Here is a 17,337-nt window from a genome sequence, read left to right as displayed (position 1 = left end):
TCGAGTTAGAGTCCGCCCTGACGAAGGACGGACAGATGAAGCGAAAGCGGTTCACGGAAGAGCAGATCATAGCGGTGCTGAAGGAGCACGAGGCCGGCGCGAAGACGGCGGACCTGGCCCGCAAGCACGGGATATCGGAGGCAACGTTCTACAATTGGAAGGCCAAATTCGGGGGCATGGACGTGTCCGAGGCCAAGCGCCTCAAGGTCCTTGAGGATGAGAATACCAAGCTGAAGAAGCTCTTGGCCGAGCAGATGTTGGATGCAGCAGCGCTGCGGGAGTTGCTTTCAAAAAAATGGTAGGGCCCGCCGCCAAGCGCGCCGCGGTGGCGCATCTGCAGACCCTGATGGGATTGTCGGAGCGGCGGGCCTGTTCGATCGTGGGGGCGGACCGGGCGATGGTTCGCTATCGGTCCCGCCGGCCGCCTGACGCCGAGCTTCGGGTCCGCTTGCGCGAACTGGCCAATGAGCGCCGGCGGTTCGGCTACCGGCGGCTGTTTGTCCTGCTGCGGCGGGAAGGCGAGCCGTCCGGCATAAACCGCATCCACCGGCTCTATCGGGAGGAAGGGCTTGCCGTGCGCAAGCGTCGTGCCCGCCGCAAGGCCGGTGGGGTCCGCGTGCCGATCCTGGTGGAAGCCAGGCCGAACGCACGCTGGTCTCTGGACTTTGTGTCGGACCAGTTCGCCAATGGACGGCGCTTCCGCATCCTCAACATCGTCGATGACGTCACCAAGGAGTGCCTGGGCGCGATCGCCGACACCTCGATCTCGGGCCGGCGGGTGGCGCGGGAGCTGAGCTCGATCGTCAGCAAGCGTGGCAAGCCGGGGTCGATCGTCTCGGACAACGGCACCGAGTTCACCTGCAACGCGATGCTGGCCTGGTGCAAGGACAACGCCATCGACTGGCACTTCATTGCGCCGGGCAAGCCGATCCAGAACGCGTTCGTCGAGAGCTTCAACGGCCGGATGCGGGACGAGTTCTTGAACGAAACCCTGTTCTTCGGCCTCGACGACGCAAGGCGCAAGCTCGCTTCTTGGGTCGCCGACTACAACGGCGAGCGGCCGCACTCCTCGCTGAAATACGAAACCCCGGTGGCTTACGCTGCCATCCTCACCGCAACGGGCGATCGGCTGCGCAATCCCGACCAGCTCCGCCGATCGCCCGTTGCTCCACCCGCGCCAGTCGGCGTACAACCCAACAGGACTCTAACTGCGGCTGGATGAAACTTCGGTGGCAGGTCATCTGTCCCCACGACTGCTTTAACGCGAGCATGCGCCCAATAGCAGCGTTCCGATCAACATCTTCGGGACGGCCTTTATACCTTCCCTCGGCCTTCGCTTTGGCTTGGCCCTGCGCCTGCCGGCGTCGCCGATCATCATAGTCCTTCCTGGCCACCGCAGCGAGCATGTCGAGCAGCATCCCGTTGATCGCTTCGAACATACGACCGGTGAACTCGTCGCCGGCGTTGGTGGCCATCATCCAAGATGTCGGCAAATCCAGCGCTACGACCCGCACGCGCCGCGACGTCATTTCCGACTTCAGGCGTTCCCAGTCCTCGGCGGTCAAACGCGATAGACGGTCGACCTGCTCCACCAGGAGAATGTCTCCCGGGTGCGCGTCGGCGAGCAGCCGGAACAGCTCGGGCCGCGCGAGCTTGGCGCCAGACTCGCTCTCGACGTACCAAGCGGCGATCGTCAGGCCCCGTTCCTTAGCGAACGATCGAAGCTGGCCGCGGGCGCGGTTGGCGTCCTGTTCGGATGTCGATGCTCTGAGGTAAGCCCGAACGAACATCCTACCCTCTCAGTACATTTTGGATGGTTCACATATATCGGTTCATTTTGGATAGTTAAACCGATTAATGAACCACTCCAAAAATAGTTTCCTGGGGGTAGACTCCAATTGAAACCGGGTTCGGGAACCTAATCAGCCTTGCTGGAGTTCCACTTGGTTCAGAAGGCAGGGATATGACCGACACCACCACCAGGCTTGCGCGATGGGATTCCGGAAACGAGGTCGTCGCCGGCACAGTGGTCATGGGAGGCACCCGCGTTTTTGCGATAATCCGCGCACGGGCGAGCGTCGAATTAATCAGAGAGCGTCAACAGACCTACATCGAAGATTGGTTTCGCGATCGAACTAAAATTCGGGCATGGGCCGAATTGAACTCAGACTTGCTCGAAGACTTCGATCGCGACCTCAATGAAATCGCCGATCTTCCACATCGTGATATGACAGCAATGCTGCTCGCCGCGTTAAAAGCCGCACGGGAAAATCGGCCGTTTTATGTGCGCGATGCTTTGGGATCGATGAATGCGAAGGGCACGGATCAGCCTTCCCGCTCAATCGACGATCCGCGTTACGCCACCAAATACAAGCGCCTTCAATATGCGATCGCGAAGGGCTTCTTGGAGTACGGTCCCAAGCCCAAACATGATGAACGACTTCGGCCCGTGGTGCCTACAAAGAAGCTGAACGATGTCTTCAGCAGACATTGCGAAGAGGGCTACTCGCGGCTCCAAGCGCTATTGATCGATTTTGAAGGAGACGTCGCTTACATCGTAATCGCCGAGTTCTACTCAGAGGGCGAATTTGCCCACGAGTATGGTTGCTTTGACGTCAGCTCAGAATTGCGAGGTCGGTTTATGGTTCACACGCGAGATGCCACCATTTCAGCGGAAGTCACGTTCGCCAGCACGATAAGGATTTCTTTCGTCTCGATCTCGTTTACGGCCACCGCCATTCAGACCGTCTCCGGTCGATGTATGTAATCCTTTCAAGTTTAATGCAGTAGTCCGGTCGCTAATCGAGAGGACGGGCAATTTCGCCCTTTTGGAGTGTCCTCACGTGCGACAGATACTTCTCGCCTCGGCGGCGATCGCAACTATGTTCTCGTCGTCCGCGGCAACCGCCGGTTACGTCACGTTCATTCCGTATGATGACGTCCCCGTGACCTACTGGACGATTCACTATCACACTGGTGGATCCAGCAATCTCGCGCTGCAACGTGGCACCAAGCAGTGCCAGAGCGGAATCGAACCCAACGATCGCATCAGCGTGTCAAAGACCGGCATCCCTGCCGCCAGCGATCCGGGCGTTTTCGCTGCTCCGTGGGTTCTGCCGCAGTGCCGATAACGGCGATCCCGCCAGCCTCAAACACAACTTGGCCCCCGATCTTTGATCGGGGGCCTTTCTTGTACCGACGACAAATCAGCTACAGAACCGCGCATGCTCACCGGACGCCCGAGCTGATCGGGGGTAGGCCCCGTTCGCCACGATTCTGGAGCACTCAGAACTGCGGACGCTGTGGTTCATCGCGGTCCTTGGCGCGGGTGCGGGATCCCCCACAGGTCGTACCAACTGCGGCCATCACCCTTGACCGACTCCTCAGCAGCAAGAATGTCGGGCGGGTAATGGACCCGGCGCATCGCCAAGGCGATCAGCGCGACCGGCCCCCCCACCGGACGATCCGGGGCGATTGCTTGAGTGTCTCCCGCGCCTCGTTCACCACCATCATCATCTCGGCGGCGGCCTTGGCAGGCGCGGCCCGCTCTTTCACGTGAATGTCGTGGGCAGCAGTCAGCAGGCGGACCCACTCGGACTGGCGCCGATATCGGTCGTCGACCTCCTTGAAATTGCGATCCGCAATCGAGCGAGAGCCTTCGGCGTCGGCCAGGCATTTCGCCCGCGCGCCGGTTACCCACCGCCACTGCGGCGCGCCGTGCTCGTCCTCCTGACGGCAATAGGTAAGAGGACGAAACTCCTTTTCCTTGCTGCCGCCAGTATCAACGCCGAGAACGTAGCCGATCAGATAACCGGGCTGTCGGTGTAGCACCAGCGCGCGGATGGCTTGCCAAGCTTGCGATGAACCGTCAGCGCCGCCGGTGCCTCTCTCGGCACCGGGATAACCGTCACCCAATTGACCTTGTTGCTGGCGGCGCCGGTCGGTCCTGACGGGGCCGAGCTGATGGGCGCGAAGGGATCATCGCTCATACGCGTCGACGCCCATCATTTCGGCGACACGCTTCGCGGCTTCGGCCTGATCTAAACGGTACAGATAGGCGGCAAGCGAGATCAGATCACCGCCCCGGTCGCCGGTGACGAAGTCGGCCCACTTGCCGGTGCGTAGGTTGACCTTGAAGGAACCTCGCCGGCTGTCCGCCCGGGTGGGATTAACGGAGGACCATTCGACACCCTCGCGCTTTCCGTTCGGCAACCATCGCTGCACGATGTTGCTAGCACGCTGCAGGGCCGCATCGGCGATGCGACGGAAGGCGATGCGGCGGGGCTCCGTCACGAAATGGAGTCCTCGGTGGAGTTCTGCTGATCGCTGGCCGGCTCATCCAGAATTCCGCGCGCGAGCTCACGCGCTTCGTCGACGCTGATCGCCAAAGCGTGCGCGATCCTCTCAGTGAAGTTCTGGAGACCGGGGCGCATCACCGCGCGGGCGGTCGCTTGGTAGAGCGGCACCCTGTTTCAGCATTAGAGGATAGCCAACCTACCCAGGTTTGCAGTCGGCGCCCTTCCGTCCTTGGCGCGTGTCGTGTCGCCTCGCAGCATGATGGCCACACTACGCTCGCCGGCCTCCCGTCTCTGGCGGCCGCCCTCCACGTATGTCGTCACTCCGACCGTCCGCGAACAGCTGGCCGTCTGTCGCCGGGATCGGTACCGGCGGGAGGAGCTCGGTCCCACCCGAGATGAGCGTCGCTCCTCGCATCGAGACGACCGACGGCGAGGCGCCCTTGGACACGCACGCTCCATACCTCGTTGGCACACCCGCCGCGAGATCAATTAGGCCGCCGGCCTGCCCTAAGCGGACGCGGCGGCGGATCTCCCTTCGCAGGGACAACAAAGAGATCGGGGATGGACGCTTTCAGCGCAATCGCCAACTTCTCAAGAACTGCCACCGATGGGTTTTCGAGCCCCCGCTCAAGACGACTGACATAGGTTCTGTCGATCCCCGCGTCGACGGCGAGCGCCTCCTGCGAAAGTCCCTGGCCAACGCGCAGTCGCCGGATATTCCTGGCCACCAAAGCTTGCGCTTTCATGCGCGCAAGCGACCATTCATAGGCCTATTAAACCACGGACAATAGTGCTACTATTACGCTAGGCTTTGGACGGACTTTTTCAGCGCGAAAGGCCAACGGGAGATGCAATTTAGATCCGAGCAAAACCTGGAAATGGCGAAAGATTCCGCAACCGGTGCGGAGGGGCGAACGCGAGCGCGGCGAGCGGAAGCTCGAAGAAACCGGGCCCGGCTTTTCAAAACCCGGCAGGAAAGACGCTGACGAAGGCTGACGGTATCAATCCCGTCAGCCCGGACCAGCATTTCGGGGGAAACCCAGGTGTCGAAACAGACCGAGCGCATCGCTGTTGCACTTATCGACGAACCATCGCCACTGATGCCGGCTGATCTTGAACCTTTCGTTGAGTTCCCTGGACACCAATGCCTCGGCCGCGCAGGCGATGCGTTCCGGTTCGGATACCGATGCAAACAAACAGGCGTGCCCTTCGCGACGGTCGAGATTCCGGCTTCAATGGTCGCTCAGTCCGTTCGATTGAAGGCTTCAGTTCGAGTCACGACCGATGGAAAAGTCGTCGCCGAGTCTGAAATACCAAACGACTATGGTGCGCTCGGCCGCAGCTCTGAAACAGTTTCCCTGGTCCAATTGATTGAAGAAACCCTGCATGTCGACAACCTCCGCATGGAGGAGGCAAGCCCGCGCGAACTGAACAGTTTGCTCCGAGAGCTCGAGGTTTCCATCCAACGCGTAAAGACTGCCCTCGCCGCTATGCAGGATCACGGGCTCACGGCGTCCATTTCGAGATCGGGCTAGAGCGATCTCGTCTCGGACGTTTCCAATGTGAAATTCGCCGACACCCGTTACCTAGCTGGCCCGTCTCGCATGACACCCGTAGCGCAGGTGGCGCGGATGTCATCGGTGCCACCCGCCTGTCGCGCACGAAGCGCGCGCTGATCACAACCCGGCGCTGACCTCTGGTCCTCCGCCATCCGGTAAGCACCGCCGCCTAGGCGTATCCTGGTCAATCCGGTCGCCTCAGAGGTTCGACGCGGGATCAGCCGTCGCGCCGGCCTTCTCTGCGGCGAGCCGAACGCCCCGAAATATATCCAATCGCCTTCCTGGCCCTGCGGTTGTCAATCCGACCGCGCTTCGCTTCGAATTCGTCCTCTTCGACGTCCCGCATGATGTGGCGCCTGCCTGAGAAGATCGCAGATATATCAACCCAATGAACATTGCCAGGTCGGAGACGCTATCGGCGAATGATCACACTGGCTTAGCCCCCATTGGCGACATCGCGCCCAGCGCTATCTCCAACTCTTGGATGTGCAGACAACGGCTTAGGCGCCCCGTAGCGCTAGTGCTTTTATCTTGCAGGTTTAATCGAGCGTCTTGGCTGCTTGCTCTCGACCATTCTCGTTTCCTCTCTCTGCTGTGACAAGATCCTTGCATCGACGCCGCGAAGCGTCGCCGACCGCGAGAGTCCCGGTGCGCCGTGCAGGTTTCCGCGCTCATCGACGGCATAATTTCGCTGCAGCAAGGCAGCGCGGACGCCATCGCGGCGCATCTTTCCATCGGTCTGACGGAACCACATCACAGGCAATCCCGCGTGGTCCAAGCGCGCCATAAGGCGCGCGGCCACAAGCAAGATAACGTGCGTTCCGTCGTCGAGGATCTCCACCAGGTCTCATCCGCCAGCGGCGGGACTCCGCATTTAAATGATAGCGTTCAACGCCACATCGCCTCCCAAATTCCGCGCGCGCGGGTCATGCGTGAGCCCTCAGCAGCTTGCGCTCCTTGGCCGCGGTGCGCGCCTTCAGGTCCGCCTGAGGCACATCCGGATCGCCGCAATAGAAGGTGCCGTCCACCCACATCGCGTGCATGATCACGGCCAATTTGCGCGCCACTGCCACCGTCGCCTTGCGATGCCAGGCGCGCTTGGCGATGGCCAGCCCCCAGCTTTTGACCTTGTCCTTCTTCTTGTAGCGGGTCAAAAGCGCGCTCGCCGCCTCGTACAGCGCGCGCCGAACGTCACCGTCGCCGGCCTTGCTGATCCGGCCCTGCACGTCGATCGAGGCGCCGGACTGCCAGCGCCGCGAGGTCAGGCCAAAATAGGCTGCGACATCACGCGAGCGCCTAAATCGGGAAGGATCGTCAACCGCGGTCATGAAGCTCAAGGCCGCGATCGGGCCGACGCCCGGAATCTGCATGAAGCGCCGGCACAGCTCGTGGCCGGCGACTAGCTTCACCACCAGATTGTGCAGCCGGCAGTACTCTTTCCACAGCGCGGCTCGCGCGTTCAGCATGGCATCGATCAGCTCGCTGACCAGCGTATCGTGGGCCACCGCCGTGCGTACCGCTTGCGCAAATCCGCCCCGCCCGACCCGGTTCAGGCGGATGCCAAAGGCCTTCAGCGCGTGCCGGATCGCGTTCTCCAGATCCAAAAACTTGCGCTTCGGATTGCGCCGGTGCGTCAACAACAGCCGCAGCCGGTAGCACGGCTCGCTCTTGATATGCGCTTTGCGGAACCAGCCCGTGCGCATCAAATGAGTGGTACCGAGCGCATCGGTTTTGTCGGTCTTGTTGCGCTGCGCCTTCAGCGCCGAACGAACGTGGAGGTCTCGAGGCACACCGCCGGCAGCCCCAGTTTGAGCAGCTCAGGATGCAGCCAGGGCGACAACGCACCGGCCTCGTGGCCGAGCCGCCGTAGCCCGGAAAGATAGGGTTTGAGTGCCGCTTTGATCGACTGCGGATCGGTTACCGCGGTGGTTTGAAGCACCACCTCGCCAGTGCTGTCGACCACGCAAATCGCGCTCTCGTCCATGCCGACATCCAGTCCACAGAAGTACTCCATGCGCCGCCTCCCGCGTTGCTTAGACCGCGCAGTCTGCGACTTATTCAGCCAGCGAGCCACTTGATCCGCCCCGCAAATTCCGGCGCAGCCCGATTACGGGCGGCACTCCTGCCCGCTCCGGCTCTGATCGTTGCTACTCGCTAACCCTTCCTCCCTTTGCCCCAATCGCATCTGCTGACCCACGAGGCACGCAAAAAGCCGGCCGCTCGGCACGTGTCCAAGCCATCAATTCCAGCCTCTTGGCCATCCATAAACTGGCGTAAATTCCAGTCGCGAAGTAGCGATCTTCTGCATCGAAACGAAGAGAAAAAGCCATCGAGCGACCTACAGCTCAAGACAAAATTTCGCTCAGTTCGAGTGCGTTTCTTCGATGGTGATGGAATGTCTTGCGGGCTGTTCAGCTGCCGCTCGCTCTTCTATGTGCGCCCAGTTAGTGGCGCTCCTAGACCAGTCGGCGATATTCAATGCCTTGTGTCCGGGACATGAGAAACGGCTCCCGCGCGATGCGCGGGAGCCCCAGCATTTGACCTAGTCGACAGGATTCCAGATCAGGAAGAAGCCATCGTCACCGCCGAGGCCAACCGTTCGACCAAGGTTGGCGCAGAGCTTGCGGATCCCCAGGCCAGGTGCTGCGAGTGACAGGCTGACATAGTCCGTTCCGCGGCTCTCGCCGCGCAAAATCCGGCCAGATCCGACCTCGACCCCTTGGATGAAGATGCGGAAATCTGCCGGGTTATCGCCGGACTTATCGCGGTTGGGCACGATGTCGATGTCGGCGCAGATGGGCAGGAATTTGAGCTGGCCCCTGAAGCCGCCGTGAGTTGTGCGGGTAACGAATCCGATCGCGGTCATGGTCTGTCTCCTCGGTGCCGCAGGGCCGATGCCCTGCGATGGCGAGACCGTCATGGCCGCCGGCCCGCAGCCGAACCCCTCGGGGCGAAGCGCAGCGGCGCACCCGAGCCGCTCCTTTTTTGCAGCGAAGCGGCCGCGAGGAGCCGGCTTGCCGGCGGGGAAAAAAGGAGGCGTGCGAGGGTTTCGGCTGGCGGGACGGCTGTCATAGGTCGTTGCGCCATAAGCACGGAATCGTCCCCTTCGGTCGGAAGGAACCAGGCCTTGCCGCAGAGCACCGGTCACCGCGCAAAACGGCGCTTGGGCAACGCTTCAACGTATGCGTCGCTTCGAGATTCTCGCGATCCAGACCAGATTATTTCACTTGGCGAGCGGCTCGATTTCGTATCTGAAACGTGGTCCTGGCGACGGCTATCGAGTCGGATTCGACGCGATCAGTGGCCGCCGCGAATAACGATTGAGCCCGCGAACCCGCCCAACGAAAGCGTACTCAAGAGACGATCTGCCGACGATGCGCCTCACTGCCGCTTGACGCCTATCAAGGCTCGTTTCCTCCATGCGGCTACGAACAGCGACCGCGGCGTTAAAGGAGGTCAGGGCGTCGCCAGCATCCTTGAACCGATCCTTCGGTTCGATCGCCAGCACAGTTGGTGGCGGCCTGTTCGCCGGGAAGTATTGCGCTCGGTCGAGCAAGTCGAGCTTGCCAAGATCCTCTGCCTGCAGCATACCGCAACCGATTCACCGTAAGGCCTTGCTCAGCGCGGTCGAAATCTGATTGATGTTCATCTGTTGGATAAGATAATCGGCCTTTGCTCGACCTGAAACGCGGAACGGTGTTCCGACCTTATCGCCCCGGGCAAAGGCGAACGTCAGATTATCGGTGTTGACCTCGGAGAAGGTCCCCAGGTTGCTGCCCGGGCCGGTAAATTGGGTCAGAGTCCATGTCGGGCCGGCATTGACATTCTTCGTGACGACGAACTTGACGTAGCCGCCGAACGCGCCATCGGAAAGCTTAGCGGTCCAATCTAGATGCGGACTTGTAAAGGCGAGTTCGACGGTACGCCTCAAACCGAGTTCACCGGCAAGGTTAGTGTTAATGGGCTGGCACGCAGCCAGATCCAAGTGATTTTTCCGGGCAAGATCAATTTCCTGCTGCAGGTCACGTAGCGAATAATAGAGCTTCTCCGTATAATTCTGCTCACGCGATTGGCTCAACGTGCCTCCGAGACCGAAGGCGAAAGGACCGCTGATAAATGAGACCGACGGGCTGAGGCCGCCGGTATCGTTGACCGTCAGATTCAATTGTAGCGACACCTGAATGTCGCTTATCAACAACGCGTTTCTCAGCCCGTAATTGTCGTCGAGCAGCCCCGCTAGCTCGCACGTCACCCGCCGGACAATGGATTGAACGGTCGGAGCACCCTTTTGGTCGACCGGGATATCGAAATATGGAACAAACGACGCGCAGCCACTAATCGCAGTTGAAGAAACGACAGCCAAGAGCGAAATTGCACTGCGAAACGCGCCGCATTTCATTGGGGCTCTCACATGTTCCTGCAACTGCCAAGAGGCAGAGGCGTACCGTTCAGGCCAGGTTTCGTGTCTCCGATCAGATTGCAGGCGGCAAGCAACGTGTTCGGGTAGCAACCGACCTGCTGGTTGCCGGCCGTCACCAAGCAATCGCACCGTTCGCCCGCCGCCCGAGCCCCATCGCGTGTTTGCTGAAGCCGCTCGAGTTCTGCCCCGACTTCCGCGGAACTGGGGGGCGTCTTTCCTATATAGTAAAGTAGCCGATAGACCTGCTTGACTATTGCTCTCCACACGTCCGGCTCCCAATCTCTTTTCTCTTTTAGGTTGAACCGGCTGGAACCAACCGGTCAAGATAAGGCTTGAAATTCACTTAATTCGTTGCCCGAAAGCCACGGGTCGGTCTCGAGCCGACACTGCCGCGGATGAGCCGGGCGGTATCCTTTGATAAAGATCAACAAATCCGCTTTAGATGATGAAATAATAAAACTTCCAGTTGATCTAAGGATCAGTCATGGAAGTTCAAAAATTTCAGTCACAGCTTCTGATTGGACTCAATCGCGAGCAGCTCGAAGGGCTTCCTTGGGGGGTCGTGAAGGTGAATAGCGATGGCGTATTCACTTACGGCAACCGCGCGATGTGCGAAATCGTCGGTGCTGTGACTATCGAAGGCAAAAGGCTTGCGGACTTTTTCTATGACGACGACCTTGCCGTGGTTCGGGAACACTTAGAGAGCCGCTTCTCGCGCCGTATCTCCGAAGAATACGAGGTGAGGGCGACACGCCTGACAGACGGCTTCCGCGTTCCTATTCGATGCTCTGCGATGCCCGACATCAATGACAATGGCGAGGTCGTTGGTGCTATCGCAATCGTCCGTGATTTGCTCACCGAGGACGTCTCAGGCGAGATATACAAGGCTATGGAAGACTTGGATGACAGCCACGCGATTCTTCGGGCCGTGGCGAAGCAGTGCGAACGGATCGTATCGTTCGACTTCTTCTCTGTCAGCCTTTACAGCGATGACGGAGAGCATTCTTGGACCTTTTATCTCTACCCGGAGGACCTTCGGCTCGAAGTGCGCTGGCGAGCAATTAGCGCCTATGGAAAGACGCTTGCCGAAGCAAAGAACGTTGTGAGTGTTGCCGATTTTAAAGAATGGCTCGCTCGACCCGAGGCACAACCATATTGGGACGACCCGGACAGCCAAAGATTTCTAAGAATGGGGCTTAATTCGATCCTTTCACTCCCTGTAATCAGCGGAAACCGCGTGGTCGCAAGGGTTGGTTTCGGGCGGAAGCAGGAGAAGGGTTCGTTCAACAAGTCGGACGAGGAGCGTGTTGCTCGTTTGCCTCTTGCCGGCGCAGTCCGTATGGCTTTGCACTATCACGAGCGCGATGAATTAAGATTCAGGCTCAAGCTGATTACGCGGATTGCCTTGAGCCGAAACACAGAGTTCATCGGCAAGACCGTCGTCGAGGAAGTATCGGATCATTACAAGTGGGAGAATGTATCGATCTTCCGGCCCGATGAGAAGGACGGGCAATTTCAGCTGGTCGGGCAGAAGGCGAAAGAGTCCTTCATGCTACCCAAGGACTGGCATCACGCGATCGGCAAGGGAATCACGGGCCTGGTTTATCGAACGCGCAAGGCGCTCAACGTCTCCGATGTGGCCGCGCCGGAATTCAAGGGTGTCTATCTTTCGGGCTGCGCCGAGTCTCGCTCCGAACTCTGCATCCCGATCTTGGTCAATGGCCGAGTCTTCTGGGTGCTTAACGTCGAGGCGTCGCAGTTAAATGCATTCGCCAAGGAGGAACAACGGGCGCTTGAGAACATGCTAGGGGAAGTAGCCGTCGTGCTCGAACTCGTCTCACAAACGCAAGTCTTCTCGCAGCTCTTGAAGCTTAGCAAAGACAGTGTGATTCAGACTGACTACCGCGACACCATCGTGCAGACGAATCCCGCAACTGAAGAGCTGCTCGGCTACTCCGAAGATGAGATGAAGGGAACGGCGCTCGTCGACTACTTCAAGGACAAAGCTCAAGCGGGGCGGGTGCAGGAAGCAATGCGGGAAGCGAAATATGCTCCGAACGATGAGGTGCGCTTGATCTGTAAGGATGGTTTGGAGGCTAGTTTGCTGCTTTCGGGGACGTCCCTACCGCCCGAAACCGGTCGCAATATCTACGTCTGCAACGATCTGTCGACGCGCAAGCGGATGGAGACGCTTGAGATACTGGGGCAGATGTACAACGAAATCGCTAGCCAGATAAAGACGCCGTTGTCGCTGGCCTTCGCGTGGCTGGATAGGGCGCTCGAAACCGAAATGCCGCCTCGCGACATAGCGGACTTGCTCGAGAAGACGGTCAAGCAACTTCACAAGGTCGATCTGACCTTCGAACGCATGCTCTTTTATGAGCGACAGGCAAGCATCATCCCGGCGAAACCAAGCCTATTCGATATCCCGATCCTAGTGCAGGATATCTTGCAAGAGATGCCGGAGACTAGCCGAATAGAGGTTACGCCAGGCACAAATCTGCCGTCCGTGAGCGGGGATGTCTTCCAGATCGGGTTCTGCTTGGAATCAATATTGGCCTATTTTGAGCGGTTCGTGTCAGAGGACGGAAAGATCACGGTCGACATTTCATACCGGGATGGGCAAGTCGTTACGGTTGTCCGTGGATGTGCCCCACAGGTGACCGGCGGCACGATCACAAAATACACGGAAGAACGATGGGCGATCGGTGCAATTACAGAAATGGCACTGGGCGAACGGATGATCCGGAGCTTCATCGAACAGAATCATGCAGGTGAATTTAAAACGCGGAGGGGCGAGGGCGGACTTGCGGAATACATCGTGGCGCTTCCTGGAGCGTGAGAGGAGGCAGAAAAGTGGAGCAACAAGTTCTTATTGTTCACCCAAGCGGAGATATGATTGTAGAGATCGGGAACCTTCTCGAGAAGCTTCACAAGACAAAGGGCTATGATCTTCACTGGCAGGGGGCAAAGACCCGTAAGGCCGCCGAAGCACAAGCAAGCTCGGAACGCGTAGACCTCATCATCACCGCGCTTGAGATCGCTGCGGATGAGAAGTCACCTTTAGGGGCCGGCGAACAGTGCAGGCTGGGAATAGCACTTGTCAAAACCCTGCGGTCTAAGGCATCGAAAGTGGTCCGGGCGATCATCATTAGTCATCATATCGATGATGAGCTTGCCGAGTTTACGCGTTTGCCAGCGACAGACTGGGCAAAAGAAGGCGGCGGTTTCGCTGGCAGCTTGATGTCGGCCGCGGAACGTCTCCTTGGTGCACCTCAGCCGGACAATCCGCCATGCGTGCTTTCCATCTCTCTGTCGAGGGACAAGGATAGGTGCAAATATCAATTCCAAGAAGTCGGGGCTATGCCCCATACAGCATGTCCGCTATCTATCGACGTAAAGGCGCTTGAGCGCCTCATTGAAAAGACCAGCAGGCTTCACGTCAAAGAGGCTTGCTGGGAGGCCGAGTTCAAGGAAATCGGTGAAGATCTCGAGCGGGCCCTGTTCGAAAAACCTGAAAACTTTCTGTTTCGCGATGCGCTTAATCAGTGGATAGGCAATAGAAAGGGTATAGCGAACATCAAGGTGCGATTCACAGTGGACGATACGCTTCACCCGCTAGCCGTTGAAGCGGTTAAGGGTCCGGGCTCCGTGCCGGCATGGAATCTCGAGACCACCATTTATCGCGGGCTAGAGCCACTGGGCGGTGGTCCCGGGCTTGCTCGGCCCAGCCTTTTTACTGATGGCGCTACAATCAAGGGGCCACTGAACTTCCTTATCATCGCGGCAAATGTTCAACCGAATACGAAGGTCGAGTTTGGCGGTCAAAATGTCAAATTTGATCCATTGGAGAATCTCGAAAGCGAGGTCAACGAAATCGCAACGCTGTTGTGGAACCTCAAGAAAACAAATGGTTGCCCGATCGGAAAACTAAGAATCGTCGGGTCGCCAGAGGGCTCGCGGCTAAATAAGCTCAAGGACTTGGTTGAAGTGGATCTTCCCGACAGCGGGTCCTTAAAAGGGCTGGTCCAGGACACTCTTCAGAAGGCGGGCAAGTGGCACATCGTTCATTACGTCGGTCATACCTACTACGACTCTGATAATCAGGTAGGATATATGATATTGCCGAACGGCACCCAAGCCAACCAAGCCCAACCAATTAAGATCGCTGAATTCGCGCTTTGGTTAAGCCAGGCGGATACACGGTTGGTATTCCTCAGTAGCTGCAGCAGTGCGGGCCAGGACTTTATCTATCACCTCGCAAAAGAGCGTGTTCCTGCAATCATGGGGTTTCTTTGGGAAGTGCTCGATGCGCCTGCACGCGAGTATGCCAAGCGCTTCTATCAAAGTCTTCTTGATGGGCGGCACAATTCCCTTGAGTACGCCTGCTTGGCTGCAAAGAGGCAGATGGAAGCAAGAGATCACGATAACCCAATCTGGGCGTCGCCAGTTCTGGTGATGCAGGTAAGCTAGACCACTGCGTTATGGCCACTGCTTAGCGGGGACGCAGAGGCAGACAAGCGCAAAGGAGGCCATCGTGAGCCTGTTTGAATGGTTCAAAAACCTGTTCTCCCACGATGCGGTCCAGCGCACCCGCCTGCCGATCGCCAAAGCCAACGACCTCACTGGACGGTCCGGTGCGGTGGCCAAAGCCGATGAGCACTACGTCCGCCTATACTTCAGTGAACTGTTCCTTCAGAAGGACCGGAACTGGTTCACATCCCGTTTTCCGCTCGGCTACTCGCTGATCTGCCACAAGTACGGTGACCAGCCCAAGGTCGAATTCACGAACGTTGCTGGAAAGAACAAGTTTGACATTCAGCAGGCGAGTCAAGATCGCTCGATTCTTCGCAACTACCCGATGACCCCGTTGCTACCCTTTCGCGGTGGGGACATTGAGATCGACTGCGGCTTAGTCTCAATGCAAGCCAGCAACCTGCTCGAAAGCTTTGCCAAGACCGTCGGCGACATCGCCGGTAAGCTAAATGCTCCCCAGGCTTCGACGGTCGTGAGCATCGCCTCCTCGATAGCGACTGGCGTGCAAGAGTTGTTGAGCGCGGGTAAAGCAGAGACTGTGCTTTATGTGCATGACATGTTCACGGGAAAATCGCTGACCTCTGGCTACTTACTGCTAGCGAGAAACCCGCTACAAACTTTCGAAGGACAAACCTTGTGGATGACAGATGATGGCATCCGTGTCGGCCCAAGCAGTGACGCGCTCGCCCCAATCGAACCGCAGGATTTTCTCGTGATTTTCGTGGAGTGCTTGGAGGATCGCGACGATTGGCAGTCGCTCGGCGCAGTAGGCAAGCCTTTGGACAAAGCAATCGAGGCAAAGCTCGGCGGGAGAAACGATGAGGCAAAGTTACTTCTCGTCCAGGCAAAAGTCGCGGCCATAACGAGCCCAGATCTAACCCGACGGGACGGCAAGCGAGTCGTCGCGGCGATTGACGCCTACTACAAAGATGGTGCGGCGATCCAGGAGACGATCGCGAGAGTGACGCGGAACGCCCTAACGAGGTCGATCACTCCCAGCGATGACCGCCTCAGTTTGCATCTCGCGCCCGCTGTCGCACGTGTGACCGTTGCGGACGCGGATAAGCTGCCGGAGGCCACTCTCAATAGCTTGCTCTAGCTTTAGTCCGTGGCTTCATTCACAGCACTGGTCATCACCGACCGTGCATCGGTCTAACAGGACAAATTGACTTGGATCAATTCCGCCTCGCGCTTTTTCTCTAAGTGGTATCTTTCATTGAACAACACCGCGGGTTGTTACCATGGATGGACAGACGCAGTGGACCATTCTCGTATTCTTAAATGCGAAGAACAATCTCGAGCGCTGGGCGTTCTCCAACTTTGCACAGATGGCGTCCATTGGGAGCACGCCTGAGGTTAAGCTAGTGGTCGAGATGGGTCGACCGACCCATCATTACAGCGATAAGTTCGGCGCTTGGTCGAAAACGCTGCGCTTCGTGGTCGAGAAGAAGATGGATCCGGTTGAAGCAAGCGCGAAGCAAGACCTCGGTGCAACCAATATGGGAGACGCCAAGACTCTTGTCGACTTTGTCTCCTGGGGTCGCAAGACATACCCCGCCCGGCACACCATGCTGGTAATTTGGAACCATGGACAGGGCTTCCGCGCTCCCACTGAACCCGGTGATGCAAAGCCGCCACCGCCTGCCGTCCCGCACGCTGGACACCGCTACGTCTCTAATGACGACGATACTGGAGATAAGCTGTACAATCGCGCAATTCAGGAGAGACTCACCGAATACCTCGCCGGAGAACGCCTCGACGTTATCGCGTTCGATGCATGCTTGATGTCGATGGTTGAGACGGCATACGCATTGCGTGGAATCGGCAAGGTCATGGTAGGGAGTGAGGAGCTGGAGCCAGGCAATGGCTGGAACTATACTCGCTGGCTCAAACCGTTAGTCGCCGCGAAAGGCAAGGTCAATCCTGTCGAGTTGGCGCGCCTCGTGGTGAACGGCATGAGAGAAGAATACGGGGATAAAGACTTTACTACACTTGCGGCCACCGATCTCGACAAGGTCGCCGCGCTGGCTGCATCGATTTCAGCATTCGCGGAAGCCGCCAAGTCTCAGCTAGCGCAAGACAAGGAGAAATTCATCACAGCGCGAAAAGCATGCCTGAATTACGGTCAAGACTACGGCATCCACTCCATCGACCTCGCGCACTATATGGAGCAAGTCGCGCGCGGAAATTTTAACGGAGCGCTGAAGCAAAGGGCGAATGACGTAATTCATCGCGTCGGCGAGGCGATAGTCGAAAATTACGCTTCGGAGAAGCGTAAAGGCGAATGGGGCTCGAATGGCCTAGGCATTTACTACCCTGACCGAGCTGCGTCCTACCACGCCGACCCGGACGGCGACGGCTACGCCGCTGACAACAATTTATTCCCGGTCGAGTTCGTGGAGAAGGAGGCGTGGTCGTCATTCCTCCGCGAATACTGGAAGTTGGTGCCGTAGCAATGAGCTTGGATACCTCGTTCCTTCTGATCGAAGGGGGTTGGCCCTGCGAGCGCGCCTACCGCTTACTC

Annotated in this window: 16 protein-coding genes and 1 pseudogene; 8 read left to right on the top strand and 9 right to left on the bottom strand. The window is 58.3% G+C overall.

Annotated elements, in window-relative coordinates; translation table 11 throughout:
* Positions 1–35 precede the first annotated feature (35 nt).
* Positions 36–1,222, top strand: a protein-coding gene (locus tag QX071_RS31275; RefSeq protein ID WP_409998260.1) for an IS3 family transposase whose coding sequence is annotated in 2 segments (ribosomal slippage) — positions 36–288 and positions 288–1,222 — 1,188 coding nt in all. Because the reading frame shifts where the segments join, the coding sequence is not laid out codon by codon here.
* Here QX071_RS31275 and QX071_RS31270 read toward each other — a convergent pair.
* Complete coding sequence (locus QX071_RS31270; RefSeq protein WP_315729476.1) at positions 1,110–1,790, bottom strand: recombinase family protein; 681 nt, start codon at positions 1,788–1,790, stop codon at positions 1,110–1,112. The two genes, QX071_RS31275 and QX071_RS31270, sit on opposite strands and share 113 nt — an antisense overlap.
* Positions 1,791–1,963: 173 nt before the next feature.
* Between QX071_RS31270 and QX071_RS31265 the strand changes: the two genes are divergently transcribed.
* Together QX071_RS31265 and QX071_RS31260 are read left to right on the top strand one after the other, a co-directional pair.
* Positions 1,964–2,767: a hypothetical protein gene (locus QX071_RS31265; protein ID WP_315703061.1), complete on the top strand. Its 804-nt coding sequence runs from the start codon at positions 1,964–1,966 to the stop codon at positions 2,765–2,767.
* A 76-nt stretch (positions 2,768–2,843) separates the two neighbouring features.
* Complete coding sequence (locus QX071_RS31260; RefSeq protein WP_315703060.1) at positions 2,844–3,131, top strand: hypothetical protein; 288 nt, start codon at positions 2,844–2,846, stop codon at positions 3,129–3,131.
* Between the two features lie 304 nt (positions 3,132–3,435).
* Here QX071_RS31260 and QX071_RS31255 read toward each other — a convergent pair whose 3' ends face one another.
* The 4 genes from QX071_RS31255 to QX071_RS31240 all read right to left on the bottom strand — a co-directional run bounded on the left by QX071_RS31255 (position 3,436) and on the right by QX071_RS31240 (position 5,044).
* Positions 3,436–3,915: a hypothetical protein gene (locus tag QX071_RS31255; protein WP_315703059.1), complete on the bottom strand. Its 480-nt coding sequence runs from the start codon at positions 3,913–3,915 to the stop codon at positions 3,436–3,438.
* A 63-nt stretch (positions 3,916–3,978) separates the two neighbouring features.
* Positions 3,979–4,293 (bottom strand): hypothetical protein, encoded by a 315-nt coding sequence (locus tag QX071_RS31250; RefSeq protein WP_315703058.1) that lies wholly within the window; start codon positions 4,291–4,293, stop codon positions 3,979–3,981.
* Positions 4,290–4,466, bottom strand: coding sequence for a hypothetical protein (locus tag QX071_RS31245; protein WP_315703057.1), 177 nt, complete (start codon positions 4,464–4,466; stop codon positions 4,290–4,292). Before QX071_RS31245 ends, QX071_RS31250 begins: the two co-directional genes overlap by 4 nt.
* A 317-nt stretch (positions 4,467–4,783) precedes the next feature.
* Positions 4,784–5,044 (bottom strand): helix-turn-helix transcriptional regulator, encoded by a 261-nt coding sequence (locus QX071_RS31240; RefSeq protein ID WP_315703056.1) that lies wholly within the window; start codon positions 5,042–5,044, stop codon positions 4,784–4,786.
* Positions 5,045–5,341: 297 nt separating this feature from the next.
* Here QX071_RS31240 and QX071_RS31235 point away from each other — a divergent pair, with 297 nt between their 5' ends.
* Positions 5,342–5,833: a hypothetical protein gene (locus QX071_RS31235; protein WP_315703055.1), complete on the top strand. Its 492-nt coding sequence runs from the start codon at positions 5,342–5,344 to the stop codon at positions 5,831–5,833.
* Positions 5,834–6,383: 550 nt separating this feature from the next.
* Here the strand turns inward: QX071_RS31235 and QX071_RS31230 are convergent.
* The 4 genes and pseudogenes from QX071_RS31230 to QX071_RS31215 all read right to left on the bottom strand — a co-directional run bounded on the left by QX071_RS31230 (position 6,384) and on the right by QX071_RS31215 (position 10,256).
* Positions 6,384–6,698 (bottom strand): hypothetical protein, encoded by a 315-nt coding sequence (locus QX071_RS31230; RefSeq protein WP_315703054.1) that lies wholly within the window; start codon positions 6,696–6,698, stop codon positions 6,384–6,386.
* 85 nt (positions 6,699–6,783) lie between these two features.
* Positions 6,784–7,871, bottom strand: a pseudogene (locus QX071_RS31225) (IS110 family transposase).
* Positions 7,872–8,399: 528 nt separating this feature from the next.
* Entirely contained in the window at positions 8,400–8,723 is a 324-nt protein-coding gene (locus QX071_RS31220; protein ID WP_315703053.1) for a DUF736 domain-containing protein, read from the bottom strand.
* Between the two features lie 735 nt (positions 8,724–9,458).
* Entirely contained in the window at positions 9,459–10,256 is a 798-nt protein-coding gene (locus QX071_RS31215) for a hypothetical protein (protein WP_315703052.1), read from the bottom strand.
* Between the two features lie 505 nt (positions 10,257–10,761).
* On the opposite strand from QX071_RS31215, the gene QX071_RS31210 reads away from it, so the two are divergent.
* From QX071_RS31210 to QX071_RS31195, 4 genes are all read left to right on the top strand, one after another.
* Positions 10,762–13,119, top strand: coding sequence for a PAS domain S-box protein (locus QX071_RS31210; RefSeq protein ID WP_315703051.1), 2,358 nt, complete (start codon positions 10,762–10,764; stop codon positions 13,117–13,119).
* Between the two features lie 14 nt (positions 13,120–13,133).
* Positions 13,134–14,750 carry a CHAT domain-containing protein gene (locus tag QX071_RS31205; RefSeq protein ID WP_315703050.1) on the top strand — a complete coding sequence of 539 codons (1,617 nt, stop codon included), beginning with the start codon at positions 13,134–13,136 and terminating at the stop codon, positions 14,748–14,750.
* A 64-nt stretch (positions 14,751–14,814) separates the two neighbouring features.
* Positions 14,815–15,912 (top strand): hypothetical protein, encoded by a 1,098-nt coding sequence (locus QX071_RS31200; RefSeq protein WP_315703049.1) that lies wholly within the window; start codon positions 14,815–14,817, stop codon positions 15,910–15,912.
* A 142-nt stretch (positions 15,913–16,054) separates the two neighbouring features.
* Positions 16,055–17,266, top strand: coding sequence for a clostripain-related cysteine peptidase (locus QX071_RS31195; protein ID WP_315703048.1), 1,212 nt, complete (start codon positions 16,055–16,057; stop codon positions 17,264–17,266).
* Positions 17,267–17,337: the final 71 nt, after the last annotated feature.

Source organism: Bradyrhizobium sp. SZCCHNS1022, assembly GCF_032484835.1.
Classification (GTDB): Bacteria; Pseudomonadota; Alphaproteobacteria; order Rhizobiales; family Xanthobacteraceae; genus Bradyrhizobium.
This window is presented reverse-complemented; position numbering and strand designations above follow the sequence as displayed.